This is a genomic window from Pseudomonas sp. R4-15 (assembly GCF_055768815.1).
Genome location: NZ_CM147293.1, coordinates 4,471,648 through 4,497,733 on the forward strand (window position 1 = coordinate 4,471,648; position 26,086 = coordinate 4,497,733).

Sequence of the window (26,086 nt, forward strand, 5' to 3'; positions counted from 1 at the left end):
TCCTTACTGCAGCACGATCAGTTCGCCATGGCTGGCGACACGGCGCTCGGCCCGGCGGCGATCGATGATGCGCTTGCCGGCGAGCAGGAAACCCAGGGTGATGAACGCGCCCGGCGGCAGGATCGCCAGCAGCACGCCGTCGTAGTGCGGCAGCACGGTAATCTCCATCCAGTGGAAGTGTTCGCCGAGCAGCGAGGAAGCCTGGGCGAACAGGGTGCCGCTGCCGATGATTTCGCGAATGCCCCCCATCACCACCAGCACCCCGGTGAAGCCGATGCCCATGCCGGCACCGTCGAGAATCGACGGGATCACCGGGTTCTTCAGGCAGAACGACTCGGCGCGCCCGAGCACGGCGCAGTTGGTGACGATCAACGCGATGAACAGCCCGAGCACCTTGTACAGCTCATGCATCCAGGCGTTCATCGCCATGTCGATCAGCGTCACCACGCCGGCGATGATGCCGATCATCAGCGGGTTGCGGACCTCCGGCGCGATCACGTGGCGCAGCGAGGAGATGATCGCGTTGGTCAGGATCAGCACCAGCGTGGTCGCCAGGCCCATGCCCAGGCCGTTGGTGGCGCTGGTCGTCACCGCCAGCGCCGGACAGAGCGCGAGCATCTGCACCAGGGCGACGTTGTAGTCCCAGAGGGCGCTGGTGAAGTAACCCCAATGACTCTTGACCGCTGGCGCCGGCACGTCGGGCGCACCGCAATGTCCGCTCATGTTCAGGACTCCGGATGGGCCGCCAGCGCCTGGGCGTGGCGGGCTTGGAATTGCAAGCCATGAAGGATGCCGCGCACCACCGCGCGCGGCGTGATGGTGGCCCCGGCGAACTGGTCGAACTGGCCGCCATCTTTCTTGACCGCCCAGCCCGGCACGTCAGGATTACCCAGCGACAGGCCGTCGAAGCGGGTGATCCAGTCGCTGCGCGAGACCTCGATCTTGTCCGCCAGGCCCGGGGTTTCCTTGTGGCTGAGCACGCGCACGCCCAGGATCCTGCCCTGGTCGTCCACCGCCATCAGCAGCACGATGGCGCCACCGTAGCCGTAGGTGGTGACCTTGAACGCCACCGCCGTCAGGGCGCCGCCGCGCCGCGCGGGATAGACCTCCACAGGCCCCAGGTCCGCGTCCTGCAGGGTCTGCGCTTCGGCCAACGGATCGTTGTCGTAGAGCGACGCCGGCAGGACCTGGCGCAGCGAGGCGAGTTGATCCTCCTGAGCACGGGCGAGGATGTCCTGGTGGGTCACCTGGTTGCCCACCAGCAGGCCCAGCGCCACCAGCGCGCAGACCAGGCCCAGGGAGGCCCCCTGGTAGCCGATCAACTGGCGCCAGCGCTGCAGGCGACCGACCTGGGGCACCGCCTTCTCGTCCAGTACCGGCAGTTCGTCGGGCGTACTCATACTTTGTCCACCTCCTTCACCCGGCGGGTCCAACTCGCCGCGATCAGCGGTTTGCCACGGGGATTGCGGCCATAGGCGCGCGGCCGCAGGTAGCGGTCGATCAGCGGGGTCAGGGCGTTCATGAACAGCACGGCGAAGGCCACCGCCTCGGGGAAGTTGCCCCAGGTACGGATGACATAGACCAGCGCTCCACAACCGGCTCCGAACAGCAGCCGTCCGCTGCGGCTGACCGGCGAGGTGACCGGCTCCGTGGCGATGAAGAACGCGCCCAGCAGCAACCCGCCCGAGAGCAGGTGATAGAGCGCCCCCGGATAACGCTCCGGGTTGACCAGATGGGCCAGCGCGGCGAGCAGCGCGACCGTCGCCAGCATCGAAAGCGGTACGTGCCAGTGGATGATGCGCAGCGCCAGCAGGTACAGGCCGCCGATGACGATCAGCAATTCGGAGGTCTCGCCGAGGCTGCCGCCGCCAAAGCCGAGGAAGGCCTGCAGGTAGGAAAACTCGCTGTCCAGGTAACCGATCGCCGTCTGCCCGAGGGTCAGCCCGGTCTTCAGTCCGCCCAGGGCGGTGGCCCCCGCCGTGCCGTCGGCTTCGGAGGCCAAGCCGAAGGTGATGCGCAGGCCTTCGAGCAGGTCCGGCGACTCGGCGCCGAGCAGCGGGTGCGGCAGCGCCCAGTGGGTCATCTGCAAGGGGAAGGCGATCAGCAGTGCGACGCGCGCGAGCATCGCCGGGTTGAACAGGTTCTGCCCCAGCCCGCCATACAGATGCTTGCCGACGATGATGCCGAACAGGCTACCGCCGACACCGATCCACCAGGGCGCCCACGGCGGCAGCGAAACGGCGAGCAACCAGCCGGTGAGCAGCGCGCTGCCATCCAGCGCCTGGCGCAGCGGACGGCCCATCAGCTTCAGGCAGAAGGCCTCGCCCGCCAGCGCCGCGGCACAGGTGAGCAGGAACAGGTTGATCGCCGGCCAACCGAACAGATAGAGGCCGAACACCGTGGAAGGCAGCAGCGCCAGGCAGGTGTGCAGCATGACCCGAGCGGTGGAGGAGCGATCATGGGCAAACGGCCCGGATAACAGGCTCATGGCCGTACCTCCTCGTTCTCCACGCTGGCCTGCTTGGCGGCCTTGGCAGCGGCCTTCGCCGCCTTGGCGGCTTCCTTGGCCTCCTTGGCGGCGCGCTTGGCGGCCTCCTCGGCGGCCAGGCGCTCGTTGCGGGCGATGGTCAGGCGCTTGATGTAGTCGGTCTTGCGTGCCGCATCGCGGCGCTCGCGCTGCTCGCCCATGGCGTACTGGAAGTACTGCACCAGCGGAATGTGCGAGGGACAGACATAGGAGCAGCAGCCACAAAGGATGCAATCACGCAGGCCATAGTCGCTGGCGCCGTCGAAATCCTCGTTGCGCGCGCGGGCCGCCATCTCCAGCGGCAGCAGTCCCATCGGGCAGGCGTCCACGCAGCGCGAGCAGCGGATGCACGGCGAGGCCTCGCGGTGCGGCGTCTCGGCGGCGGTGAGCGCCAGCAGGCCGGTGCTGCCCTTGATCATCGGCACCTGGGCGTGGGGCAGTTGCATGCCCATCATCGGCCCGCCGAGCAGCAGGCTGGCCGGTTCGCCGATCAGCCCGCCGCAGGCGTCGAGCAGGGCCTGTGCCGGCGTGCCGATGGCGATCTCCAGGTTGCGCGGACGGCTCACGCAGCCCCCGGCGACGGTGACCACCCGCGAGATCAGCGGCCGACCGAAGCGCAGGGCCTGCTGGATCGCGTAGACGGTACCGACGTTGTGCACCAGCACGCCGACCTCGGTGCTGCGTCCCCTGGCCGGCACTTCGCGGCCGGTGATCTCGCGGATCAACTGCTTGGCCGAGCCCATGGGGTAGAGCGCCGGCACCGCGACCACCTCGACCGCGCCGAACGGCTTGGCCGCCTCGCGCATCGCCGCCAGTGCCTCCGGTTTGTTGTCCTCGATGGCGATGACGATGCTGTAGGCGCGCAGGATGTGCTGGATCAGGCGGGCGCCGTCGACGATGGCCTCGGCGCGCTCACGCATCAGGCGGTCGTCGGTGGTCAGGTAGGGCTCGCACTCGCTGCCGTTGACCAGCACCACCTTGATCTCGTGACGGGCACCCTGCTTGAGCTTCACCGCCGCCGGGAAGATCGCCCCGCCGAGGCCGACGATACCGGCCTGGGCCACCCGGTCGGCGAGCACCTCGGGGGCGACCTCGAAGGGGTTCTCCGGGACGTCCAGCTCCGCCCAGCGCTCTTCACCGTCGCATTCGAGCACCAGCCCCGGCACCGTCAGGCCCGACGGGTGCGGCGCGGCGATCTGGCCGACCTCGAGGATGCGTCCGGAACTGGGCGCATGCAGCGGCGCCGACATTTCCGAATGGGACACCGCCAGCAACTGGCCCTTGAGCACCCGCTCGCCGACCTTCACCAGCGGCAGCGCCTCGGCACCGGCGTGCTGGCGCAACGGCAGATAGAGGCGCTCGGGCAACGCCAGGTGGCCGATCGGCAGTGCCGAGGAGCGGTCCTTGTGCGCTGCCGGGTGGATGCCACCGCGGATGTGCGGAAGATGGAACATGCGGGTTCTCCGATTCGCGTCAGGCCGCGTAGGGCTTGGCCCAGCGCCAGGTTTCCAGGCTCTCGGGCTGCGCCGACAGGCTCACGCAGTCCTCCGGACAGGCCTCCTCGCACTTGCCGCAGCCGGTGCAGGCGGAGGTCAGTACGCAGTGGATCTGCCCGCTGGCGCCGATGATGGCGTCGGTCGGACAGGCCTTGTAGCAACGCGTGCAGCCGGTGCACTGGGCCGCCTCGATGCGCGCCAGCAGGGGCGCGCCCATCGCCGAGGTGTCCAGCGTCACGCCCAGCAGCGCAGCGAGCCGCTCGGCCAGCGCCGCGCCACCGGGGGGGCAACAGGTCACCTGCGCGCGGCCTTCGACCAGCGCCTCGGCCGCCGGGCCGCAGCCGGGAAAGCCGCATTGGCCGCACTGGCTGCCGGGCATCAGCGCCTCGATCTCCTTGCGCAGCGGGTTGCCGTCCTCGACGGCGAAGTACTTGGCCGCCACACCCAGGCCCAGGCCCAGGACGAGCCCCAGCGCGGCGATGATCAGGGTTGCGATGAGCATCTGCAGTTCTCCACGCGAAAGGTCAGATGAGGCCGCCAAAGCCCATGAACACCATCGCCAGCAGGCCGGCGGTGACGAAGGCGATCGGCGGACCAGAAAAGGCGGCCGGAACGCTGGCCAGCACCAGGCGCTCGCGCAGCCCGGCGAAGATCACCATGATCAGCGCGAAACCCAGCGCCGAGCCGAGGCCGAACAATGCGGCCATGCCCAGACCGTGGCCTTCGCGCACGCTGATCAGCGGCACGCCGAGGACGGCGCAGTTGGTGGTGATCAGCGGCAGGTAGATGCCCAGCGAGCGATGCAGTTGTGGGCTGAGCTTGCGGATCAAGAGCTCGATGAACTGCACCAGCGCCGCGATGACCAGGATGAAGGCGAGGATGCGCAGGAAACCGATGCCCAGCGGCAGCAGCACCCAGTGCTCGAGCATCCAGCTGGTGACCCCGGCCAGGGTCATCACCAGCATCGTCGCCAGGCCCATGCCGAGGGAGGCGTCGAGCTTTCCCGAGACGCCCATGAACGGACACAGACCGAGGAAATGGACCAGCACGACGTTGTTGATCAACGCGGTGCCGACCAGGAACAACAGGTAATCCATGGCGCCCTCCTGCACTCTTATCGAGCGATGTCGCACAGGGCTGGCCAGGTGCATCAAGCATGCCACGCGTTGATTGGACGCCCGAACGCCCCGGCAGGCCTGGCAAAACTTGATGCAGATCAACGGATGCGCAGGAATTTACCCCACGGCAAAGGGAGGACCCCGGCAACTTTGTCACTTTTGCGACAGGCTGATGCGGCCTCCGTACCGAGCGCTGTGGGCTTTCACACAGAAAGCCGCCCAAAACCCCCGTATAGAGCCTCCTGACAGCCTGCCAGAGGCTTCAGAGCGCTCTTCCCGGCGCGGCACAGTGTTTGCAATTTTCCACAAGAGGGCCGTTGCGCCCTCCGTTGATACCCATCCACATTCCGCGACGAGGCCGACTGCGCATGCCCCGCATCGAACAGAGCCACGAGCAACCCCAGGACGACGTCCGCGCCGAGGGTGACGTGTTGGAGCCCGAGGTGTTTCGCCAGGCGGTGGAGCACGCCCCGGTGGCGATCTCGATCACCGACCTGCACGCCAACATCCTCTACGCCAACCGTGCCTTCAGCGCGATCACCGGCTATGCGCCGCACGAGGTGATCGGCAAGAACGAATCGATGCTCTCCAACGGCACCACGCCACGACTGGTGTACCAGGCCCTGTGGAGCCGCCTGGGACAGAAGAAGCCCTGGTCGGGTGTATTGGTGAACCGGCGCAAGGACGAGAGTCTCTACCTCGCCGAGCTCAACGTAGCGCCGGTACTCGATGAGCAGGAACAGGCCATCTACTACCTGGGCATGCACCGCGACACCAGCGACCTGCATGAGCTGGAACAGCGGGTGAGCAACCAGCGACTGATGATCGAGGCGGTGGTCAACGCCGCGCCGGCGGCAATGGTGGTGCTCGACCACCAGCATCGCGTGGTGCTGTCCAACCGCGCCTTCCTGCAACTGGCCACGCACCTCACCCACGACGGTTCGGCCGACGCCCTGCTCAACCTGCTGCGCGACAGCCTGGAACAGCCCATCGCCGCCCTGGAACAGCATGGTAGCGCCTTCGCCGGCCTGGAGATTTCCTTCGACCTGGGCGGCCACGCGCCCTGCTGGCTGTCCTGCCACGGCACCGCCATTCACGTCGAGGACGAACGCGCCCAGGTGTTCTTCGCCCCCGGCGAGGAGCGTTACCTGCTGTTGACCCTGGACGACATCTCCGAGCTGCGGCAGAAGCAGCAGGATTCACAGCTCAACGCGATGAAGGCGCTGATCGCCGAGGAAGAACTGCTCGACGGCATGCGCGAGACCTTCAACGGCACCATCCATCGCCTGCAGGGCCCGGTGAACCTGATCACCGCCGCCGCGCGCATGCTCGAACGGCGCCTGGGCGACAAGGCGGAAAACGACCCGGTGCTGATGGCCATGCGCGAGGCCGCGGCGGCCGGGCTCGAAGCGCTGGAGAGCATGTCCGGCTCGATCCCGCCGCGGCAGATCGAGGCCAAGCTGCCGGTCAACGTCAATCAGCTGATCCGCGAAGTGATCACCCTGTGCACCGACCGCCTGCTCGCCCAGGGCATCGTCGTCGATTGGCAGCCCGCCCTGCGCCTGCCCTGGGTGATGGGCGCCGAAACCCGTCTGCGCAGCATGATCAAGCAGATCATCGAGAACGCCATCGAGGCCATGAGCAGCAGCCATGTGACCCGTCGCGAGCTCTACGTGAGCACCCGCGTCGAGGACAGCCAGGTGGTTCGCATGGAGATCTGCGACAGCGGCCCGGGCATTCCCCAGGAGCTGGCGCTAAAGGTGTTTCAGCCATTCTTCAGTACCAAGCCACCGCGCCGCGCCGGGCACGGCATGGGACTGTCGATGGTCCAGGAAATCGTCAACGAGCATGCAGGGATGGTGCACATCGATACCGACTACCGGGATGGCTGCCGGGTAGTGGTGGAGCTGCCCTTCTCCGCCGCCGGTTGATTCGCAGGAGCCGCCGATGACTTCACCGATGTTGAACCGCAGCGCCGCGCCCTCGCGCGTCGAGCTCTTCGAACAGCAACTGCAGGCGCTGGCGCGCATCGCCCGTACCCTGGCACGCGAGCAGCAGATCGAGGAGGTTCTGGCGCGGACCCTGGCGGTACTGCATGAAGAACTGGGACTGCTCCACGGCTTGATCTCCATCGCCGATCCCGAGCACGCCAGTCAGCAGGTCAGCGCCATCCACAGCGACTCCGAAGCGGTGGTGCGCGCCGGCGAAAGCGTGCGCTATCGCATTGGCGAAGGGGTCATCGGCAACATCTTCAAGCATGGCAACTCCGTGGTGCTGGGGCGCATTTCCTCCGAACCGCGCTTTCTCGACCGCCTGGCGCTCTACGACCTGGAGATGCCCTTCATCGCCGTGCCGATCAAGTCCGCCGACGGCAAGACCATCGGCGTGCTCGCCGCGCAACCGGACAGCCGCGCCGATGAGCTGATGGGCGAACGTACGCGCCTGATGGAAATCGTCGCCAACCTGCTGTCGGGCACGGTGCGCCTGGCGATGAACCTCGAGGACGGCCGCGAAGTCGCCCACGAGCGCGACGAACTGCGCCGCGAAGTACGCGCCAAGTACGGCTTCGAGAACATGGTGGTGGGTCATACCGCCTCCATGCGCCGGGTCTTCGACCAGGTGCGGCGCGTTGCCAAGTGGGACAGCACCGTGCTGATCCTCGGCGAGTCCGGCACCGGCAAGGAATTGATCGCCAGTGCCATCCACTACAACTCGCCGCGCGCCCACCACCCGCTGGTACGCCTGAACTGCGCGGCGCTGCCGGAAACCCTGTTGGAATCGGAGCTCTTCGGCCACGAGAAAGGCGCCTTCACCGGCGCCGTGAAGCAGCGCAAGGGGCGTTTCGAACAGGCCGACAGCGGCACGCTGTTCCTCGACGAGATCGGCGAGATCTCGCCGATGTTCCAGGCCAAGCTGCTGCGCGTGCTGCAGGAGGGCGAATTCGAGCGGGTCGGCGGCAACCAGACGGTCCGTGTCAACGTACGCATCGTCGCCGCTACCAACCGCGACCTGGAAGGCGAGGTGGAAAAGGGCAAGTTCCGCGAGGACCTCTACTACCGGCTCAATGTCATGGCCATTCGCATTCCCGCCCTGCGCGAGCGCAGCGCGGACATTCCCGAACTGGCCGAATTCCTCCTCGACAAGATCGCCCGCCAGCAGGGGCGCAAGCTCAGCCTCACCGACAGTGCGGTGCGCCTGCTGATGAGCCATCGCTGGCCGGGCAACGTACGCGAGCTGGAAAACTGCCTGGAGCGCTCGGCGATCATGAGCGAGGACGGCACCATCACCCGCGATGTGGTGTCGCTGACCGGCCTGGACAACGACACGCTGCCCTTGGCGCCGATGCCCGAGGTGAACCTTGCCGACGAGAATCTCGACGACCGCGAGCGGGTCATCGCCGCCCTCGAACAGGCCGGCTGGGTGCAGGCCAAGGCGGCGCGCCTGCTGGGCATGACGCCACGGCAGATCGCCTACCGCATCCAGACCCTGAACATCCACATGCGCAAGATCTGATGTAGGACCTGCCGCCGTCTCTTTACCGGAACGCTCTCAAGAGCCACGCAAACGCCGCGTCGAGACGCGGCGTTTGTCGTTCTGGCAGCGGCAACAGGCTTTGTCGCGTGTATGACAGCCCCGCACATTTGTCTGCCTCCAGCCCGACAAAATCGCTCACGAAATTAAACAAATATCTTTTAAATCATACAGTTGAAGAATAGGCACAGGCTTTGCTCCGGTCTTGTCGAAACCCTATTCCAGCGGACCAAGACCATGGAACTGAGCGTACTCGGACAAGACCAGGCCCCTAGCGCCAGCGGCTGCTCGGCCGGCTCCTGCGGCAGCAGCGACGACCAGCTCTCGCACCTGCCGGACAGCATCCGCAGCAAGGTGCAGAACCACCCCTGCTACTCGGAAGAAGCCCACCACTACTTCGCCCGCATGCACGTGGCGGTGGCGCCGGCCTGCAACATCCAGTGCCACTACTGCAATCGCAAGTACGACTGCGCCAACGAATCGCGCCCCGGGGTGGTCTCCGAACTGCTGACCCCCGAGCAGGCGGTGATGAAGGTCAAGGCGGTCGCCGCGACCATTCCGCAGATGACCGTGCTCGGCATCGCCGGCCCCGGCGATCCGCTGGCCAACCCGCAACGCACCTTCGAGACCTTCCGCATGCTTTCCGAGCAGGCGCCGGACATCAAGTTGTGCGTGTCCACCAACGGCCTGTCGCTGCCCGACTGCGTCGACGAGCTGGCAAAGCACAACATCGACCACGTCACCATCACCATCAACTGCGTCGATCCGGACGTGGGCGCGCAGATCTATCCGTGGATCTACTGGAACAACAAGCGCATCCGCGGGCGCAAGGCCGCCAAGATCCTCATCGAGCGCCAGCAGAAAGGCCTCGAGATGCTGGTCGAGCGCGGCATCCTGGTGAAGGTAAATTCGGTACTGATCCCTGGGGTCAACGACGAGCACCTCAAGGAAGTGAGCAAGATCGTCAAGGCCAAGGGCGCCTTCCTGCACAACGTCATGCCGCTGATCGCCGAGGCCGAACACGGCACCTTCTACGGCGTGATGGGCCAGCGCAGTCCCGAGCCCGAGGAACTGCAGGACCTGCAGGACGCCTGCGCCGGGGACATGAACATGATGCGCCACTGCCGCCAGTGCCGCGCCGATGCGGTCGGCCTGCTCGGCGAGGATCGCGGCGAGGAGTTCACCCTCGACAAGATCGCCGCCATGGACATCGACTACGAGCAGGCGATGGTCAAGCGCGCCGCGGTGCACTCGGCGATTCTCGAAGAGCTCGACGAGAAGGCCGCGCGCAAGGCACGCCTGGCAGCGATGAGCGTGCCCAGCGCACCGGTCAGCGTGCTGCAGGGCGCGCGTCCGGTGCTGATGGCCGTGGCCACCAGCGGCGGCGGCCTGATCAACCAGCACTTCGGCCACGCCACCGAATTCCTCGTCTACGAGGCGTCGGAAAAAGGCGTGCGCTTCATCGGCCACCGCAAGGTCGAGCAGTACTGCGTCGGCGGCGACGAGTGCGGCGAGAAGGAAACCGCCCTCTCTGGCAGCCTCCGCGCACTCAAGGGCTGCGAGGCCGTGCTTTGCTCGAAGATCGGCTACGAGCCCTGGAGCCTGCTGGAAGAGGCCGGTATCGCGCCCAACGGCGAGCACGCCATGGAGCCCATCGAGGAAGCGGTGATGGCCGTCTACCAGGAGATGGCCGAGGACGGCCGCCTCGATGCACAACGCCCGGCCGCCCGCGCCGAAGCCTGACCCCAGCCGTAACGGAGACCTCGCCATGGCACTGCAAATCGTCGAAAGCTGCGTCAACTGCTGGGCCTGCCTGGACGTCTGTCCCAGCGAGGCCATCCGTCCCGGTGAGGCGCATTTCCACATCAGCGCCCACCAGTGCACCGAGTGCGATGGCGACCATGCCGATCCCCAGTGCGCGAGCATCTGTCCGATCGAGGGCGCCATCCTGCTGGCCGATGGCAGCCCGGCGAACCCCGCCGGCTCGCTCACCGGCATTCCCCCGGAGCGCCTGGCCGATGCCATGCGCGAAATCCAGGCCCGCTAGGGAAGCGGCAACCGCCCAGGAGGGACGACCATGTCCTGCATCGTCTTCTATGAAAAACCCGGCTGCGCCACCAATCGACTGCAGAAGCAGTTGCTGCGCTCGACGGGGCTGGAACTGGAGGTCCGCGACCTTCTCAGCGAAACCTGGACCGCCGAACGCCTGCGGCCGTTCTTCGGCGATCGCCCGGTCGTGGAGTGGTTCAACACCTCGGCGCCGGCGATCAAGTACGGTGAGCTCGACCCGGCCGGCGTCAGCGCCGAGCGCGCACTGGAACTGATGCTCGCTCACCCGCTGCTGATTCGCCGTCCGCTGCTACGCTGCGGCTGGCAGTTCATGGCCGGCTTCGACCTGGTGAAGATCAACGCCCTGTTGCCGTGCAAGGGCAAGCTGCCGCTGGACAGCGAGCGGCCCCTGGACAGCTGCTCGAAGGTCGGCACTGCCGAAGCCTACTGCCCGCCGCCGGCACGGGTCGCGCTGTGATGAATGCCGTCGCGCAACGCCTCAGCCCAGAGGCGCCCAACGCCGTCTGGCTACGCCAGATCCAGCAGGCCCAGCAGGCCGGAGACACCTGCCTGCCGGCCCAACTGGGCCTGGAGCGCGCGGCCTACGCCGAGCTGCATCGGCGCCATCAGTTGGCTCCGGCGAACCGCGCGTTGCCCGCGCGCGAGCGCGATGCGCTGCGCCAGGAACTACTGGTCCTGCGCCGCGACGAATGGAGCGAACTGCATGACCTGCTGCTCAGCGGTCGGCGTGACGACAGCCCTGACGTGCAGGGGATGGCGGCCATCGTCGCCGCCGCCTGCCTGGGTGGAAATCACCTCTGGCGAGACCTGGGCATGACCTCGCGCACGCAATTGCGCGAATTGCTGCTGCACAATTTTCCACACCTGGCGCTGCGCAACACACAAGACATGCGCTGGAAGAAGTTCTTCTACAAGCAACTGTGCGAACGCGAGGGCGGCTACGTCTGCCGTTCACCCAGTTGCGACATCTGCCCCACCTACGACGACTGTTTCGGAGAAGAATCATGAACCATCCCTACCGGATCGATGTGGAGCAGTTGCAGAACCTGCTCGACGGCGAAGAACACACCATGCTGCTGGACATGCGCGACGCCCGCGCCTACTGCCAGGGGCACGACCCACGCGCCATTCACCTGAGCGACCTGACCCTGCGCAGCCTGCTGCGCAGCACCCCGCGTCAATTGAACATCGTCATCTACTGCGCCGATGGCAAGGCCAGCCGCGAGATGGTTCGTCTGTTCGCCGACTTCGGCTTCGAGCGCTGCGTGAGCCTGGATGGCGGCTACGCTGCCTGGCAGTCGCGGCGTACCCGCACCGAGCGTTTCAGCAGCGTGCGCGTCGCCGAGGCGCTGGCGGTCTAGACCCGGAGGAGCGAAGTCCATGCAAGTCATCGATACCGAGGCACGCATCCGCCAGCAGCTCGACGAGAACCCTGTACTGCTGTACATGAAGGGCACGCCGGAGATTCCCGAGTGCGGTTTCTCCCGGGCCGCCGTGGCGATCCTGCAGAAGTACGGACGGCCCTTCGCCTTCGTCAACGTACTGATCGCCCCACACATCCGCGAAAAACTGCCGAAGATCTCCCAGTGGCCGACCTACCCGCAGCTGTTCGTCAACGGCGAGCTCGTCGGTGGCTGCGACATCATCCAGGGAATGGATGCCGAGGGTAGTCTCGCTGCGCTGCTGTCCGAGGCCGCAACGCCAGCCTGACGACACGCCGCGCAGGCGGCGTCGCGGTCTGGCAGAATTCGCCCTTTGCCAGTTCCCGCAGCGCCGCGCATGTCCGACTTCCTCGACCTCCCCACCCTCGCCAGTGCCATCAAGGACTGGGCGCGCGAGCTCGGCTTCGAACAACTGGGCATCGCCGGGCTCGACCTGGGCGAGCATCCCGCACACCTGCAGCGCTGGCTTGCGGCGGGTCACCACGGCGAGCTGGACTACATGGCCGCCCATGGCAGCAAGCGCTGGCGACCGGAGGAGCTGGTACCGGGAACCTTGCGCGTATTGTCGCTGCGTATGGACTACCTGCCCGGCGATACGGCGATGGCCCAGCGCCTGGCCGACGGCGAGGCCGCCTACGTGTCGCGCTATGCGCTCGGCCGCGATTACCACAAGCTGATCCGCAAGCGCCTGCAGCAACTCGCCGAGCGTATCCAGGCGGCGATCGGTCCGTTCGGCTACCGGGCCTTCGTCGACAGCGCGCCGGTGCTGGAGAAGGCCATCGCCGAACGCGCCGGCCTGGGCTGGATCGGCAAGAACACCCTGGTGCTCAACCGCAAGGCGGGCAGTTGGTTCTTCCTGGGCGAACTGTTCGTCGACCTGCCCCTGCCGCTGGACGCGCCGAACGAGCGCGAGCATTGCGGGCGTTGCAGCGCCTGCCTGGATATCTGCCCGACCCAGGCCTTCGTCGGCCCCTACCAGCTCGATGCGCGGCGCTGCATTTCCTACCTGACCATCGAACTCAAGGGCAGCATCCCGGTGGCGCTACGCCGCTCGATCGGCAACCGCGTATTCGGCTGCGACGACTGCCAGATCGTCTGCCCGTGGAATCGCTTCGCCCGGCCGACCGCGCAAGCGGACTTCCAGCCGCGCCATGGGCTGGACAACGCCGCGTTGGCGGAGCTGTTCCTGTGGAGCGAGGAGGAATTCCTCAGCCGTACCGAAGGCTCGCCCTTGCGCCGCGCCGGCTACGAGCGCTGGCTGCGCAACCTGGCGGTGGGCCTGGGTAACGCGCCCTCGACCATTCCCGTGCTGGAGGCGCTGCGCGCCCGCCGCGAGCATCCATCGGCGCTGGTGCGCGAACACGTCGCCTGGGCGCTAGCCCAGCACCCGGCCTGAACGGCTGGCAGGCGCCAGGCCTGCGATCACCGCCTCAGTAGCGGATGAAGTGCTCGCGGTAGTGGCGCAACTCGGCAATGGAATCGCGGATGTCGTCCAGCGCCAGGTGGCTGCTGGATTTCTTCACGCCATCGCGCACCTGGGGCGCCCAGCGCGCTGCCAGCTCCTTGAGGGTGGAGACGTCCAGGTTGCGGTAGTGGAAGTAGGCTTCCAGGCGCGGCATGTGCCGATAGAGGAAGCGGCGATCCTGGCAGATGCTGTTGCCGCACATCGGCGACACGCGCTTGGGTACCCAGCGCTCCAGGAACTCCAGAGTGCGCGCCTCGGCCTCGGCGGTTTCGATGCGACTCTCGCGCACCCGCTGGGTCAGACCCGATCCGCCATGCTGGCGGGTGTTCCACTCGTCCATGCCGGCGAGCCGCTCGTCGCTCTGGTGCACGGCGATCACGGGGCCCTCGGCGAGCACATTGAGGTCGCTGTCGGTGACGATGGTCGCCATCTCGATGATGACGTCGTTGTCCGGGTCGAGCCCGGTCATCTCCAGGTCGATCCAGATCAGGTGCTTCGAATTCGGCATGGTCAGCGGCTCGTTTGTGCAATCGCGGGAGTTTAGCGCAAAGCGGCGCTTTCTCGCGCCTCCGCCGGCGTCCACAGCAGCAGACGCGAAGCGCGCCAATCGTGCAGTTCGATGCTGCGCTGGGCGGGCACATCGGGCACCTCGAAGCTGTTGCTCACCAATAGCGCCCCCTCGGCCATCTCTGCCTGGGCCTTTTGCCAGAGCCGCGCCATCGGCGCCGGGGAAAGGAAACAGTAGACCACCCCGAAATCCCCCAACGGTAGCGCCCAGAGACTCAGGTAGCGCACCCGGCAATTGCCCCGGAACAGGCTGCGCAGCCAGGCGATGGCGAAGCTCAACGGTGCGGTTTCCACTCCGACGAAGCGGGCCTGGGGATAGCGCTGCGCCAGGCGCAGCAAAAGGCCACCGAAGCCACAGCCCAGGTCGACGAAGGCGAAATCCGGCGGCAACGGATCGAGCACCTCGTGCAGCGCCCGTTCGCCCTCGCCTCCTGTCAGGTAAAGCGGCACCCGCTCGCGCAGGCCGTTCCAGTTCAGCGCCGCGAGCAGCACGAAGGCCAGCGCCGGCACCCAGGCCGGCAAGCCCCAGGTGGAGACTGCGAGCAAGGCGGGCACGAAGGCCACTAGCAGCGGCCACCACCAGCGTGGCAGGCCCAGCCAGACACCGCCCACCAGCGCCAGGCATCCCTGGGCCAGCGCCGCCTGCCACAGTGTCGGGCGCCAGCCACCCAGGGCGGCGCAAAGAGCCAGCCCGCCGAACAGCAGTAGGCAGGCGAAACATTGCGCCAGCAGGGCGCGCCAGAGAGGGTGACGGAAGACAGTCATGCAGACATCGGATCGCCGGTGGCAGGAGTCTCAGTGTAAGGCCTGTTGCACGGCGCCGGGAGCGCCATGGCGCGTGCTAGAATCGCGCCCCGATCGCAACCCTCGGACGCCCGTCACGCATGGCCAAACGCCAACTCAACCGCCGCCAGCAGTGGCGCATCGAGAAAATCCAGGAAGAGCGCGCCGCCCGCGCGGCCAAGCGCGAGACGCGCGCGCTGGATGAGCTCGAAGGCGGCGACCTGGGGCCGGAACAGGAAGGCCTGGTGATTGCGCATTTTGGCGTACAGGTCGAGGTGGAGGACGAGCAGCGCGTACGCTGGCGCTGCCACCTGCGCGCCAACCTGCCGCCGCTGGTGACCGGCGACCGCGTGGTCTGGCGCGCCGGCAATGCCGACAGCGGCGTGATCGTCGCGCAGTTGCCGCGCCGCTCCGAGCTGTGCCGTCCGGACTCGCGCGGCCTGCTCAAGCCGGTGGCAGCGAACGTCGACCGTCTGGTGATCGTCTTCGCACCGCAGCCGCATCCCCACGGCAACCTCATCGACCGCTACCTGATCGCCGCACGCCACGCCGACATCGAGCCGCTGCTGCTGCTGAACAAGGCCGACCTGGTCGACGAACACAACGGCCCGGGGCTGAACGCGCTGCTCGATGTCTACCGCAACATCGGCTATCGCCTGCTGGAAGTCTCGGCCCATCAGGGTGAGGGGATGGACCAACTGCGCGCCACGCTGGACGGACACGTCAGCGTCTTCGTCGGTCAGTCGGGCGTCGGTAAGTCATCGCTGGTGAACGCCCTGCTGCCGGGCGAGGACGTGCGCGTGGGTGCGCTCTCCGAACACACGGGCAAGGGCACGCACACCACCACGACGGCGCGTCTGTTCCACTTCCCCGGCGGCGGCGAACTGATCGACTCACCCGGCATTCGCGAGTTCGGCCTGGTGCACGTCACCCGCGCCGACGTCGAGGACGGTTTCGTCGAATTCGCCGAACTGCTCGGACACTGCCGCTTCCGCGACTGCGCCCACGAGCGCGAACCGGGCTGTGCCCTGCTCGCCGCCGTCGAGGACGGCCGCGTCCACCCGCAGCGACTGGCCAGCTACCGGCACATTCTCACGGGTCTGGAAAAAGACGAGTACTAGGGTCTGCGGCCGCTTCACTCGCGATGCGCCGGGTAACCGCCTAGTTACCCGGCGCCAGACGCCCGCGCGCGGCGTCGTCCAGCGCACCATTGTCCGACTCGAAGAAGTTGCGCCGCTGCGCATCGCTGGCGGGCTGCGGAATCTGCGGGATGTCGCCGGCCGCCGGTACGTCGGGCGTTCCGTCGTCCTCGGACGGTGCGGTGACGGTACCCCCTTCGACCGCGCGCTGGGCACGACGGCTGAGCACGACGATGTCGATACGCCGGTTGATGGGGTCGAACGGGGCCGCCTTGTCCTGCAGTTGCGAAGCACCGAAACCGACCACCCGCGCCACCTGATCATCGGGATACCCCCCTCCGATCAACGCCCGTCGAGCGGCGTTGGCGCGATTGGCAGAGAGCTCCCAGTTGCCGAAATCACCCTGCCCGGCGAAGGGCTTGGCATCGGTATGGCCGCTGACGCTGATTTTGTTCGGCACGCCCTTGATGGTGTCGGCCATCGCCAGCAGGATGTCCTCGAAGTAAGGCTGCAGGCGCGCGCTACCGGAGTCGAACATCGGCCGGCGGTCGGCGTCGGTGATCTGGATGCGCAAGCCATCGGGGGTCACTTCCAGGTGAATCTGGTCGCGATAGTTCTGCAGTTCGGCGCTGGCGTCGATCTTTTCCTGAAGCTCCTTCATCAGCAGCTCCAGGCGTTCCTGGTCGAGTTTCTCCGCGGCCTGTTCGGCGTCCTCGGACGGCGAAGGCATGATCGGATTCTTGTTTTCGAGGATGTCCTGACTGTTCAGGTCGTTCGAAGAATCCCGCGTGTCCTGGTTGAGGGTGCGGTCGGGCGAGACCTGGGGAGAGCCGCCCAGGTCGATCACATAGGGGCTGTTGCTCTCGCTGAAGCCCACCGGATCTTGGAAGTAGCCGGAAATCTGTTTCTTCTGCTCAGGCGTGGCCGAGGACATCAGCCAGAGCACCAGGAAGAATGCCATCATCGCGGTGGCGAAGTCGGCGAAGGCGATTTTCCAGGCGCCGCCGTGGTGACCGGCGCCGCCTTTCTTCACCCGCTTGACGATGATCGGCTGGTTGTTTTCCATGTGTCAGGTCCCCAGGCGTGGCTCAGCTGCCACGCATCGCCTGCTCGAGCTCGCTGAAGCTCGGGCGATGGGCAGGGAACAGTACCTTGCGGCCGAATTCCACGGCCAGGGTCGGCGGCATGCCCGAGGCCGACGCCACCAGGCAGGCCTTGATCGACTCGTAGACGTTCACTTCCTCCTTGGCATCGTGCTCCAGCGATACCGCCAGCGGCCCGAAGAAGCCATAGGCCGCGAGAATACCGAGGAAGGTACCCACCAGGGCCGCACCGACGTGCTGGCCGAGCGCCGCCTGTTCGGCTTCACCGAGCATGGCCATGGTCACCACGATGCCGAGTACCGCGGCGACGATACCGAAGCCCGGCAGACCGTCGGCGATACGGTTGACCGCGTGTGCGGGATGCTCCAGGTCTTCCTTGAGGCTGGTCAGCTCCATGTCGAAGAGCCCCTCAAGCTCGTGCGGCGCCATGTTGCCCGAGGCCATGATGCGCAGGTAGTCGCAGATGAAGGCCATCATCCGCTCGTCCTTGAGCAGATTGGGATACTTGCTGAACAGCGGGCTGGCACCCGGATCTTCGATGTCCGCCTCGATGGCCATCATGCCTTCGCGGCGACTCTTGTTGAGAATTTCATAGAGCAGCTTGAGCACGTCCAGGTAAAAGGCGTGAGTAAAGCGCGAGCCGAACATCTTCAAGGACTTCTTGAAGACGTGCATGAAGGCACTGCCAGGGTTGGCCTGCAGGAATGCACCGAGCGCGGCCCCACCGATGATCAGCACCTCGAAAGGCTGGATCAGTGCGGCGATCTTGCCGTGGGAAAGAACGTATCCGCCAAGCACACTGGCGAACACGACGATGATGCCGATGATTTTTACCATTTCGAGGACAAGTCAGCAGAGCGAAGAAAAGCGCCGCGTCGCGCGGCTCTTCTAGTTATCGGGCGATTTACGCCAGACTAAAGGTAGAAACGGACAATTACCAGATCGGCGGTAAGGACATGAAACGCATCGAGCAGTTGGATCAACGCGTGAAGCAGCTCGACGGTTTACCGCTGCCGGTTCCGGCACAGGTACACCGGCGAGCGCTGCGTGCCCTGCGCGACAACAATTCATCGTTGCGCGATATGGCCGAGCAGATACAGCAAAGTCCCACGCTGGCGCTGGCGATCCTGCGCCAGTCGAACGCCCGCGTGAGCAACACGGACGCCAACGCCCTGAGCCTGGAAGTGGCGATTTCACGGCTTGGCGTGCAGCGCACGGTCTCGCTGATCGAAGCGCTGCCTGCGCTCGAGGAAACGCAGATGCCCCTGGCGTTGCGCCAACTGCTGCTGATCAGCCAGCACGCCAGCACCCAGGCCAGCGGGCTTTTCGCCGCGCGGCTGGCGCGCCTGTGGCAGGAGATCCACTGGGGCAGCCTGCTCTTCATGTCGCCCTACTGGGCACTGCTGTATGCCTATCCGGAGCTGTTCGAGGACTGGGCGCGGCGCACCCAGAGCGGTACCTTCCCCGAGGAAGGCAACGAGCACGAGCTGTTCAACCTGCCGCTGGTACGCCTCGGGCTGGAGCTCGCAGAACGCTGGAAACTGCCCGAATGGATCGTGCGTGGCTACCGCTTGCTGCTCGAGGATCGCCGGCAACTGGTGCGAGCCCTGCACATCGCCCGCGACCATGCCCATCCGCTGGAGCAGCGCCAGCGTCTGGACGCCCAGCCCGAACTGTCCCGCTGGCTGACGCAACCGGCGAACACGGTGCTGCTGGCCAACGGCCTGGCGCTCTCGGCCCATGACGGCTGGGGCACCCATCATCATCTGCGCTGGCAACAGCTGTGCGGCCTGTACCTGGAGCAACCGCTGGACGAATTGCACCAGGCCGTGCACCAGCACGCGGCAAGCAGCGCACGTCTGCATGACCAGCCCGGACTCTGGCACCCTGCCGAAGCGCTGCTCTGGCCCTGGGTCAGCGATGATCGGCATGCCCCCGTGGAACGCAACAGCGCGCCGCCGCCCAGCGACCCGAGCCTGGAGTGGCGCCAGCGCTGCACCCAGTTGCTGCGTGAACCGAGTCCTTTCGCCAACCTCGCCGAACTCGGCGAATGTGCCGCCCGCGCACTGCACAACAGTGGTCTGAACCAGGTACTGCTGTTCGATGCCTCGACCCAGCCACCCGCCCTGCTGCATGCCGCGGGCTGGAGCGGCCAGGCGCGCATCGCCAGCAGCCTGTCCACGACCCCCTTGCTCAGTCGACTGATGCAAACCCGCGGGCGCCTGTCTATCGACCATGGCAATGCCGGACGCCTGAAGGCGCTGCTGCCCACCTCGCTGCGCCAACTGTTCGATGGCGACCTGCTGATCGCCGGCCTTGGGGGGACGGGGGCTAGCGCGCTGCTGGTATGCGTGGCACGGGATGGCGAGGCGTTCGACCCCGCCCTGCAACGGGTCATCGACAAGACCCTGCAGTGCGTGGAGCGCGCGCTTCAGCAGCGCAGCGGTGCCTAGGGCCTGCTCCCGTTTCATTCGCGGCCGCGCCGATGCCTGTTTTGGCGCGAGACAAGGCGCGAGTCGCTGGGCTTACCGGGGTAAGTCCAAGACGAGCAACGCCGTATCGCGCCAAAACAGGCACCGGCCCGTAGGGTTGTGCCAGAAATGGCCTGCGCTGTCGTTGCAGAACTTGCCAAGGGAATGGCCATTGGCTGCGTTCTGCGCCTAATCGCAGGCCATTTCTGGCGACAATGCGGCTCGTGAATGAAACGGGAACAGGCCCTAGGCCTGCTGCGTATTGCACGCCGCAACGACAGCGCAGTTCGTAGGGGCTTTTCCGCTACAATCCCCGCCTCGACAGTCTGCGGAGCACCCCATGCCCGACTTCTCCGACCTTGCGCTGGTCATCGACAGCGAGCAACTCGCCGCCCGCCTGGACGCCCCCGAGCTGATCCTGGTCGACCTGAGCAGCGCAGCGCGCTACGCCGAAGGACACATTCCCGGCGCCCGCTTCGTCGACCCCAAGCGCACCCAGAGCCCACCGCCAGTGCCCGGTCACGCACCGGCGCTGGATGACCTGCAACGGCTGTTCGGCGAGCTGGGACACCGCCCGGAAGCGGTCTACGTGGTCTACGACGACGAAGGCGGCGGCTGGGCCGGGCGCTTCATCTGGCTGCTCGATGTCATCGGCCATAGCCGCTACCACTATCTCGACGGTGGCCTGCTGGCCTGGCAGGCGGAGGGGCGCCCGCTCTCGCAGGACACGCCAGCGCCCGCGGGCGCCCCGGTGGTCCTGCAATTGCACGAGGAGCCGACCGCTACGCGCGAGTACCTGCTGCAGCGCCTGGGCGCCGCCGACCTGCTGGTCTGGGATGCGCGCGGGCCGCTGGAATACCGTGGCGAGAAACGGGTTGCCACGCGCGGCGGGCACATCCCCGGCGCGGTGAACTTCGAATGGACCGCCGGGATGGACCCGCAGCGCCAGTTGCGCATGCGCAGCGACCTGCGCGAACACCTGCAGGCGCTGGGCATCACGCCTGACAAGGAGATCATCACCCATTGCCAGACGCACCATCGCTCCGGCTTCACTTATCTAGCGGCCAAGGCCCTGGGCTATCCGCGCGTGAAGGCCTATGCCGGCTCCTGGGCCGAATGGGGCAACGACCCGCAGACGCCTATCAGCACCGAGGAAACCCCATGAAAGACCGTCTCTTCATCGCCCTGCAGTACCTGGCGCCGCACCATCTGATCTCGCGCCTGGCCGGCTGCCTGGCGCAGTGCCGGGTCGGCTGGTTGAAGAACGCCTTCATCCGCACCTTCATTCGCCGCTACGACGTGGACATGAGCCAGGCTCAGTTGGAGAGCCCGGACGCCTATGCGCATTTCAACGCCTTCTTCACCCGCGCCCTCAAGGAGGGCGCCCGCCCGCTGCCGGACGATCCGAAAGCGCTGGTCTGCCCGGCCGACGGCGCCATCAGCCAGCTCGGTGAAATCCGCAACGGGCGCATCTTCCAAGCCAAGGGCCACGACTACAGCGTGCTGGAGTTGCTCGGTGGTGACGCCGAGCGCGCCGCGCCCTTCATGGGCGGCGACTTCGCCACCATCTACCTGTCACCGCGCGACTACCATCGCGTGCACATGCCGCTGGCCGGCACCCTGCGCGAGATGGTGCATGTCCCCGGACGCATCTTCTCGGTGAACCAGACCACCGCGGAGAACGTCCCGGAGCTGTTCGCCCGCAACGAGCGGGTGGTCTGCCTGTTCGATACCGAGCGTGGGCCGATGGCCATGGTGCTGGTCGGCGCGATGATCGTCGCCAGCATCGAGACGGTCTGGGCCGGCCTGGTAACACCGCCCAAGCGCCAGTTGCGCAGTTGGCGCTACGACGAAACCGCGCGGGCGCCCATCCACCTGGAGCGTGGTGCGGAAATGGGCCGTTTCCTGCTCGGTTCGACGGTGATCCTGCTGTTCGGCGCCGAGCAGGTGCGTTGGGCCGAAGCGCTCGGCACCTTGTCGCCGGTCTGTATGGGGCAGCGCCTGGATCGCCCATGAACCCACGACGGCAGCGATGGCTGCACGCCATCTGCGATGCTGCTAGAGTTCCGGAAAACCAGCCCCAGACGACGCAACGAGGACCCGCGGGAGTAGCCGCTCTACATGGATAATCAGAGCCCTCACCTGGCATTGCGCGTGCCCACTCCCAGCCAGCAGCGGCTCACTTTCGCCGAGGCCAGCGTGCGCGACCTGCGCCGCTGGCTGTCCGAACTCCCCAAGGCCAACATCGGTGAAACCGCTCGCCAGCTCTACCAGGCGCTGACCGAACTCAACCAGTTGGTGCTGGCAGCCGAGTTGCGGCTGCAACTGGTGGAACTGCTGCGCCCGGACGTCTACTTCGTCTGCCAGCACCTGGAGAAGCACTTCCTCGGGCGTTCGGTGGTTCTCGACGAGCGCCCGCGCAAGGTCGCCAATCTCTGTCAGGCCCTGCAGAACCACCTGGCTATCGGCTACAAGCTGGTCGTCGTGGCCGTCGCCTCGCGCCCGAGCAAGGAGCGCGCGGCGCTACTGACCAACGCCATCCAGCGCGCCATGCGCAGCCTCTATGCGCCCCTGGTGCGCTCCAGCCAGCTCTATTGCCCGATGCCCGAAGGACTCTGGTTCGAACTGCACCAGCTCTACCGGCTGGGTCGCCAGCACTCCCAGGAAAGCCAGCCGGTCACCGATGAACTGGCCCGCCACGCCAGCAGCCTGAGTATCGAGCAGTCCTATCTCTGTGCCCTGCTGCTGGGCTGCGCGCGGACCAACCAGATGCGCCAGGGCGGCATCGCGCAATTGGCCGGCGCTTTGGAGCTGTGGTGCGAGTACGCCTACCTGACGCCCGTCGGCAACCCGAGCACGCAGTTCGCCGTAGCACCGCAGATGGACAGCCCGCCCCGCTACAAGACGCTGTTCGAGGACGGTGAGCGCCAGCAACTGCTCGGCCTGGATACCAGTCACCTGGTCAAGCAGATCCAGCAGTACCTGGCGCTGCCCCGCGAAGCCCGCGGCGACGCGGAGCTGCGCGTGCCGGCCGGCATCAACCCCGACCTGTTGCAGCACCTGAGCTCGACCTGGGGCGACATCGCCGAGCGTAGCTTCCAGCGCCTGCCTGGCCATGGCAGCCTGACCCTGTGCCTGGGGATGAGCGCCGTGCATTACTTCATCGCGGGAAGGCGGCAGTTTTCGGAGGTCCTGCGCGCGCCCCAGGAATTCCAGTCGGCGCACTTCGAGGCGGGAGGCAACGACGCCTGGGCCAACGCCTTCGATGCGCAGAAAAGCTCAGAGAACGTGATGGCCTACGAGGAAATCAGCTATCACAACGCGCCGCCGCCCGCCGAGGACGGCACCGCGGAAATCATCGAGGCAGACGACAGCTATCCCACGCACACCCTGCGCATCGTCAACCACAGTCCTGGCGGCTACTGCCTGTCCTGGCCTCGCGAGGTGCCCGCGCAACTGCAAGCCGGAGAGCTGCTCGGTTTGCAGGACAGTGCGGAAACCAGCGACGATGCACCCGCCGAACAGGGCTGGAGCATCGCCGTGGTGCGCTGGATCCGCCAGGTCCGCGGCGGCGGTACGCAGATGGGCGTGGAGCTGATTTCCCCACAGGCGCAGCCTTGCGGCCTGCGCCTGCTGCACAAGACCAGCCACGGCAGCCAGTACCTGCGCGCCCTGCTGCTGCCGGCCATCGCGGCCATCTCCCGGCCCGCCTCGGTGCTGGCGCCACGCCTGCCGTTCCAGGAAGGCAGCAAGGTCTTGATCAACCTCAACGGCGAGGAATACCACGCCGTGCTCAATCACAGCATGGCCAGTACCGGCAGCTTCGGTCAGTTCGAGTATCAACGGCTGGACCTTCCGGCGGAACAGGACGTCCAAGAACAAGTCACCAGCCAGGCGCCTGAAAGCGCCGTCTCGGAGGAAGACTTTGATTCCTTGTGGAAGTCCCTGTAGAGCGCCCGATGATCCTCTCGCCTAGTCCTGCGCCGATCAAGACGACGCAGCCGACCAGCCTGCCCGGCGAGCGCCGCACCATTCGGCTGCTCCTGATCGAAGGCTCGCACAATGAAGCCGAGCGCGTGGTCACGTTGTTTCGCAACGCCGGCAATGCCACCCGCGTGCATCGTCTGACGTCCCCCGAAGATCTCGACGACGCCCTGCAACAGAGCTGGGACCTGCTGATCTGCTCCCCCAACAGTGAAGACATGGACCCGCTGGTCGCCATCGAGACCATCGCCCGCCAGGCCAAGGACATCCCGGTGCTGCTGCTGGTGGAGGGCAACGATCCCCAGGCCGTGACCGAAGCGCTGCGCGTGGGCGCCCAGGACGCCGTGCCCCAAGGCGACGACGAGCGCCTGCTGCGGGTCGCCACCCGCGAACTGGCCAACCTGGAAGAACGGCGCGCCCGCCGCCATGCGGAGCTGGCCCTGCGCGAGAGCGAAAAGCGTGCGCAAACGCTGCTCGACAGCGCCGTGGACGCTATCGCCTACGTCCACGACGGTATGCACGTCTACGCCAACCCCGCCTATCTCAAGCGCTTCGGCTACGCCGATCTCGACGATCTGGCAGGCATCCCCATCATCGACCTGGTGGAGGACTGCGACGGCGCGGAATTTCGCGAACTGCTGCGCAACGCCCCCGGACAGCCCGCTGGCGAGCTGCAATGCAGCGGCGTGGACGCGCAGGGCCAGCGCTTTCCCGCACGCATGGTGTTCTCCCAGGCCAGTTTCGATGGCGAACCCTGCGTGCAGGTCGTTATCCGCGGCCACGAGGAAAGCACCGACCTGCAGGCGCAGATCCGCGAGATCAGCCGTCGTGACCAGGTCACCGGGCTCTACAATCGCCCGCATTTCCTCGAGCTGATCGATACCGCCGTGGAAAAAGTGATCAAAGGCGGCAAGCCCGCCAGCCTGGCGCTGATCGGCATCGACCATTACAGCACCCAGCTCAACGAAATCGGCCTGGCGCAGTTCGACCAGTTGCTCGCCGACCTCGCCGTGCTCCTGCGCCAGCACTTTTCCCCGGACACCGAGCTGGCGCGCTTTCGCGACGGCGTGTTCGCGGCCCTGGAGCCCGGCTGTACGCCGCAGCAAAGCGAGCCACGGCTACGCGAGCTGCTGCGCAAGGTCGAGGGTCAGGTGTTCGAAGTGGCGGGCCGCAGCGTGCAGATCACCCTGTCCGTCGGCGCCGCCGGGGTCAACGAACGCACGCCCCAGGCGCGCACGATCATCGAACGCGCGCACCGTTGCCTGGAGCAGGTACGCAACGGCATCAAGCTGTTCGATCCCACCGAGGAGCTGGCCGCCGCCGCCAACCGCGGCGACGTCACCGCGATGATCCGCCAGGCCCTCGAGCGCAATGCCTTCCGCCTGCTGTTCCAACCGATCATCAGCCTGCGCGGCGATACCGAAGAACAGTACGACGTCCTGCTGCGCCTGCTCGATCCCCAGGGCCAGGAAGTCCCGCCAGGCCAGTTCATCCAGGCCGCCGTGGAAAACGGCCTGGCCGGCAAGATCGATCGCTGGGTGATCCTCAACTCGGTCAAGCTGCTCGCCGAGCATCGCAGCAAGGGCAATCAGACGCGCCTGTTCGTCCACCTCACCGCCGCCAGCCTGCGCGAGGCCGGCCTGCTCGGCTGGATCGGCGCCGCGCTGCGGGCCGCACGGCTGCCGGCCGATGCGCTGGTGTTCCAACTGCACGAGCAGGACGCCATTGCCCAGCTCAAGCAGGCGCGCCTGTTCACCGAGGGCCTGGGGCAGATGGGTTGCAAGATCGCCATCAGCCAGTTCGGCTGCTCGCTGAATCCCTTCAATACGTTGCGCCACCTCAACGTGGACTACGTCAAGCTGGATGGCTCCTTCGCCAGCCAACTGGAGCGCAAGGAAAACCAGGACATCCTCAAGGAGATGCTCGGCGAGCTGCGCGCCCAGGGCAAACAGAGCATCGTGCCCTTCGTCGACAGCGCCAGCCTGCTGGCGATGCTCTGGCAGGCCGGCGCCAACTACATCCAGGGTTACTACCTGCAGGGCCCCAGCCTGACCATGGACTACGAGTTCGCCTCCGATGAGTAAGGCCTAGGGTCTGTTCCCGTTTCATTCACGGCCGCGCCGGCGCCTGTTTTGGCGGGAGACAAGGCGCGAATCGCAGGGCTTACCGGGGTAAGTCCAAGACGAGTAACGCCGTATCGCGCCAAAACAGGCACCGGCCCGTAGGGTGGGGCCGCCGAGGTTGTGCCAGAAATGGCCTGCGCTGTCGTTGCAGGACTTGCCAAGGGAATAACCATTGGCTGCGTCCTGCGCCTAACCGCAGGCCATTTCTGGCGAGAACGCGGGGCGGCCATCCGCGGCTCGCGAATGAAACGGGAACAGGCCCTAGGG

General features: G+C 66.5%; 25 protein-coding genes. 15 read left to right on the forward strand and 10 right to left on the reverse strand.

All coding sequences use genetic code 11. The features are described from left to right. Positions 1–3: 3 nt before the first annotated feature. Genes ACYRGX_RS21560 through rsxA form a run of 6 tightly spaced genes read right to left on the reverse strand, consistent with a single transcriptional unit; the run spans position 4 to position 5,120 of the window. Positions 4–723 carry an electron transport complex subunit E gene (locus ACYRGX_RS21560; RefSeq protein ID WP_473054461.1) on the reverse strand — a complete coding sequence of 240 codons (720 nt, stop codon included), beginning with the start codon at positions 721–723 and terminating at the stop codon, positions 4–6. A 2-nt stretch (positions 724–725) separates the two neighbouring features. Beyond that, positions 726–1,400: an electron transport complex subunit RsxG gene (gene rsxG / locus ACYRGX_RS21565; protein ID WP_473054462.1), complete on the reverse strand. Its 675-nt coding sequence runs from the start codon at positions 1,398–1,400 to the stop codon at positions 726–728. Beyond that, the gene (locus ACYRGX_RS21570; RefSeq protein ID WP_473054463.1) at positions 1,397–2,488 is read right to left on the reverse strand and encodes an RnfABCDGE type electron transport complex subunit D; all 1,092 of its coding nucleotides are present in this window, start codon (positions 2,486–2,488) and stop codon (positions 1,397–1,399) included. The genes rsxG and ACYRGX_RS21570 overlap by 4 nt, the downstream gene beginning before the upstream one ends. Next, a complete protein-coding gene (gene rsxC, locus ACYRGX_RS21575; protein WP_473054464.1) occupies positions 2,485–3,981 on the reverse strand; it encodes an electron transport complex subunit RsxC in 1,497 nt (498 codons plus the stop codon). The genes ACYRGX_RS21570 and rsxC overlap by 4 nt, the downstream gene beginning before the upstream one ends. Positions 3,982–4,000: 19 nt before the next feature. Then, positions 4,001–4,525, reverse strand: a complete 525-nt coding sequence (locus ACYRGX_RS21580; protein WP_473054465.1) for an RnfABCDGE type electron transport complex subunit B — start codon at positions 4,523–4,525, stop codon at positions 4,001–4,003. 22 nt (positions 4,526–4,547) lie between these two features. Further along, a complete protein-coding gene (gene rsxA / locus ACYRGX_RS21585; protein WP_473054466.1) occupies positions 4,548–5,120 on the reverse strand; it encodes an electron transport complex subunit RsxA in 573 nt (190 codons plus the stop codon). A gap of 389 nt (positions 5,121–5,509) precedes the next feature. Here rsxA and nifL point away from each other — a divergent pair, with 389 nt between their 5' ends. The 9 genes from nifL (at position 5,510) to queG (ending at position 13,580) form a co-directional block, all read left to right on the forward strand. Next, entirely contained in the window at positions 5,510–7,072 is a 1,563-nt protein-coding gene (gene nifL, locus ACYRGX_RS21590; RefSeq protein WP_473054467.1) for a nitrogen fixation negative regulator NifL, read from the forward strand. A gap of 16 nt (positions 7,073–7,088) precedes the next feature. Continuing rightward, positions 7,089–8,654 carry a nif-specific transcriptional activator NifA gene (gene nifA / locus ACYRGX_RS21595; RefSeq protein WP_473054468.1) on the forward strand — a complete coding sequence of 522 codons (1,566 nt, stop codon included), beginning with the start codon at positions 7,089–7,091 and terminating at the stop codon, positions 8,652–8,654. Positions 8,655–8,909: 255 nt separating this feature from the next. Beyond that, a complete protein-coding gene (gene nifB / locus ACYRGX_RS21600) occupies positions 8,910–10,415 on the forward strand; it encodes a nitrogenase cofactor biosynthesis protein NifB (protein WP_473054469.1) in 1,506 nt (501 codons plus the stop codon). 25 nt (positions 10,416–10,440) lie between these two features. Then, positions 10,441–10,719: a 4Fe-4S dicluster domain-containing protein gene (locus tag ACYRGX_RS21605; RefSeq protein WP_473054470.1), complete on the forward strand. Its 279-nt coding sequence runs from the start codon at positions 10,441–10,443 to the stop codon at positions 10,717–10,719. 30 nt (positions 10,720–10,749) lie between these two features. Further along, positions 10,750–11,199 carry an ArsC/Spx/MgsR family protein gene (locus ACYRGX_RS21610; protein WP_473054471.1) on the forward strand — a complete coding sequence of 150 codons (450 nt, stop codon included), beginning with the start codon at positions 10,750–10,752 and terminating at the stop codon, positions 11,197–11,199. Next, positions 11,199–11,750 carry a nitrogen fixation protein NifQ gene (locus ACYRGX_RS21615; protein ID WP_473054472.1) on the forward strand — a complete coding sequence of 184 codons (552 nt, stop codon included), beginning with the start codon at positions 11,199–11,201 and terminating at the stop codon, positions 11,748–11,750. Before ACYRGX_RS21610 ends, ACYRGX_RS21615 begins: the two co-directional genes overlap by 1 nt. Further along, complete coding sequence (locus ACYRGX_RS21620; RefSeq protein WP_473054473.1) at positions 11,747–12,103, forward strand: rhodanese-like domain-containing protein; 357 nt, start codon at positions 11,747–11,749, stop codon at positions 12,101–12,103. Before ACYRGX_RS21615 ends, ACYRGX_RS21620 begins: the two co-directional genes overlap by 4 nt. Positions 12,104–12,122: 19 nt before the next feature. Continuing rightward, the gene (gene grxD, locus ACYRGX_RS21625) at positions 12,123–12,452 is read left to right on the forward strand and encodes a Grx4 family monothiol glutaredoxin (protein WP_473054474.1); all 330 of its coding nucleotides are present in this window, start codon (positions 12,123–12,125) and stop codon (positions 12,450–12,452) included. A gap of 69 nt (positions 12,453–12,521) precedes the next feature. Then, positions 12,522–13,580, forward strand: coding sequence for a tRNA epoxyqueuosine(34) reductase QueG (gene queG, locus ACYRGX_RS21630; RefSeq protein ID WP_473054475.1), 1,059 nt, complete (start codon positions 12,522–12,524; stop codon positions 13,578–13,580). 34 nt (positions 13,581–13,614) lie between these two features. Here queG and orn read toward each other — a convergent pair whose 3' ends face one another. Both orn and ACYRGX_RS21640 read right to left on the reverse strand, forming a co-directional pair. After that, positions 13,615–14,157, reverse strand: coding sequence for an oligoribonuclease (orn, locus tag ACYRGX_RS21635; protein WP_473054476.1), 543 nt, complete (start codon positions 14,155–14,157; stop codon positions 13,615–13,617). A gap of 32 nt (positions 14,158–14,189) precedes the next feature. Further along, a complete protein-coding gene (locus ACYRGX_RS21640) occupies positions 14,190–14,981 on the reverse strand; it encodes a methyltransferase domain-containing protein (RefSeq protein ID WP_473054477.1) in 792 nt (263 codons plus the stop codon). Positions 14,982–15,100: 119 nt separating this feature from the next. On the opposite strand from ACYRGX_RS21640, the gene rsgA reads away from it, so the two are divergent. Then, entirely contained in the window at positions 15,101–16,120 is a 1,020-nt protein-coding gene (rsgA, locus tag ACYRGX_RS21645; protein ID WP_473054478.1) for a small ribosomal subunit biogenesis GTPase RsgA, read from the forward strand. 40 nt (positions 16,121–16,160) lie between these two features. Here the strand turns inward: rsgA and motB are convergent, their stop codons facing one another. After that, positions 16,161–17,204 carry a flagellar motor protein MotB gene (motB, locus tag ACYRGX_RS21650; RefSeq protein ID WP_473054479.1) on the reverse strand — a complete coding sequence of 348 codons (1,044 nt, stop codon included), beginning with the start codon at positions 17,202–17,204 and terminating at the stop codon, positions 16,161–16,163. Between the two features lie 22 nt (positions 17,205–17,226). Continuing rightward, positions 17,227–18,078 (reverse strand): flagellar motor stator protein MotA, encoded by an 852-nt coding sequence (gene motA / locus ACYRGX_RS21655; RefSeq protein WP_473054480.1) that lies wholly within the window; start codon positions 18,076–18,078, stop codon positions 17,227–17,229. A gap of 119 nt (positions 18,079–18,197) precedes the next feature. On the opposite strand from motA, the gene ACYRGX_RS21660 reads away from it, so the two are divergent. From ACYRGX_RS21660 to ACYRGX_RS21680, 5 genes are all read left to right on the forward strand, one after another. Then, positions 18,198–19,694 carry an HDOD domain-containing protein gene (locus ACYRGX_RS21660; protein WP_473054481.1) on the forward strand — a complete coding sequence of 499 codons (1,497 nt, stop codon included), beginning with the start codon at positions 18,198–18,200 and terminating at the stop codon, positions 19,692–19,694. Positions 19,695–20,052: 358 nt separating this feature from the next. After that, a complete protein-coding gene (locus ACYRGX_RS21665) occupies positions 20,053–20,877 on the forward strand; it encodes a rhodanese-like domain-containing protein (protein ID WP_473054482.1) in 825 nt (274 codons plus the stop codon). Continuing rightward, positions 20,874–21,728 carry an archaetidylserine decarboxylase gene (gene asd / locus ACYRGX_RS21670; RefSeq protein ID WP_473054483.1) on the forward strand — a complete coding sequence of 285 codons (855 nt, stop codon included), beginning with the start codon at positions 20,874–20,876 and terminating at the stop codon, positions 21,726–21,728. Before ACYRGX_RS21665 ends, asd begins: the two co-directional genes overlap by 4 nt. Before the next feature lie 105 nt (positions 21,729–21,833). Then, a complete protein-coding gene (locus ACYRGX_RS21675) occupies positions 21,834–23,663 on the forward strand; it encodes a molecular chaperone (RefSeq protein WP_473054484.1) in 1,830 nt (609 codons plus the stop codon). An 8-nt stretch (positions 23,664–23,671) separates the two neighbouring features. Then, the gene (locus tag ACYRGX_RS21680) at positions 23,672–25,780 is read left to right on the forward strand and encodes an EAL domain-containing response regulator (protein ID WP_473054485.1); all 2,109 of its coding nucleotides are present in this window, start codon (positions 23,672–23,674) and stop codon (positions 25,778–25,780) included. The last annotated feature ends 306 nt before the right edge of the window (positions 25,781–26,086 follow it).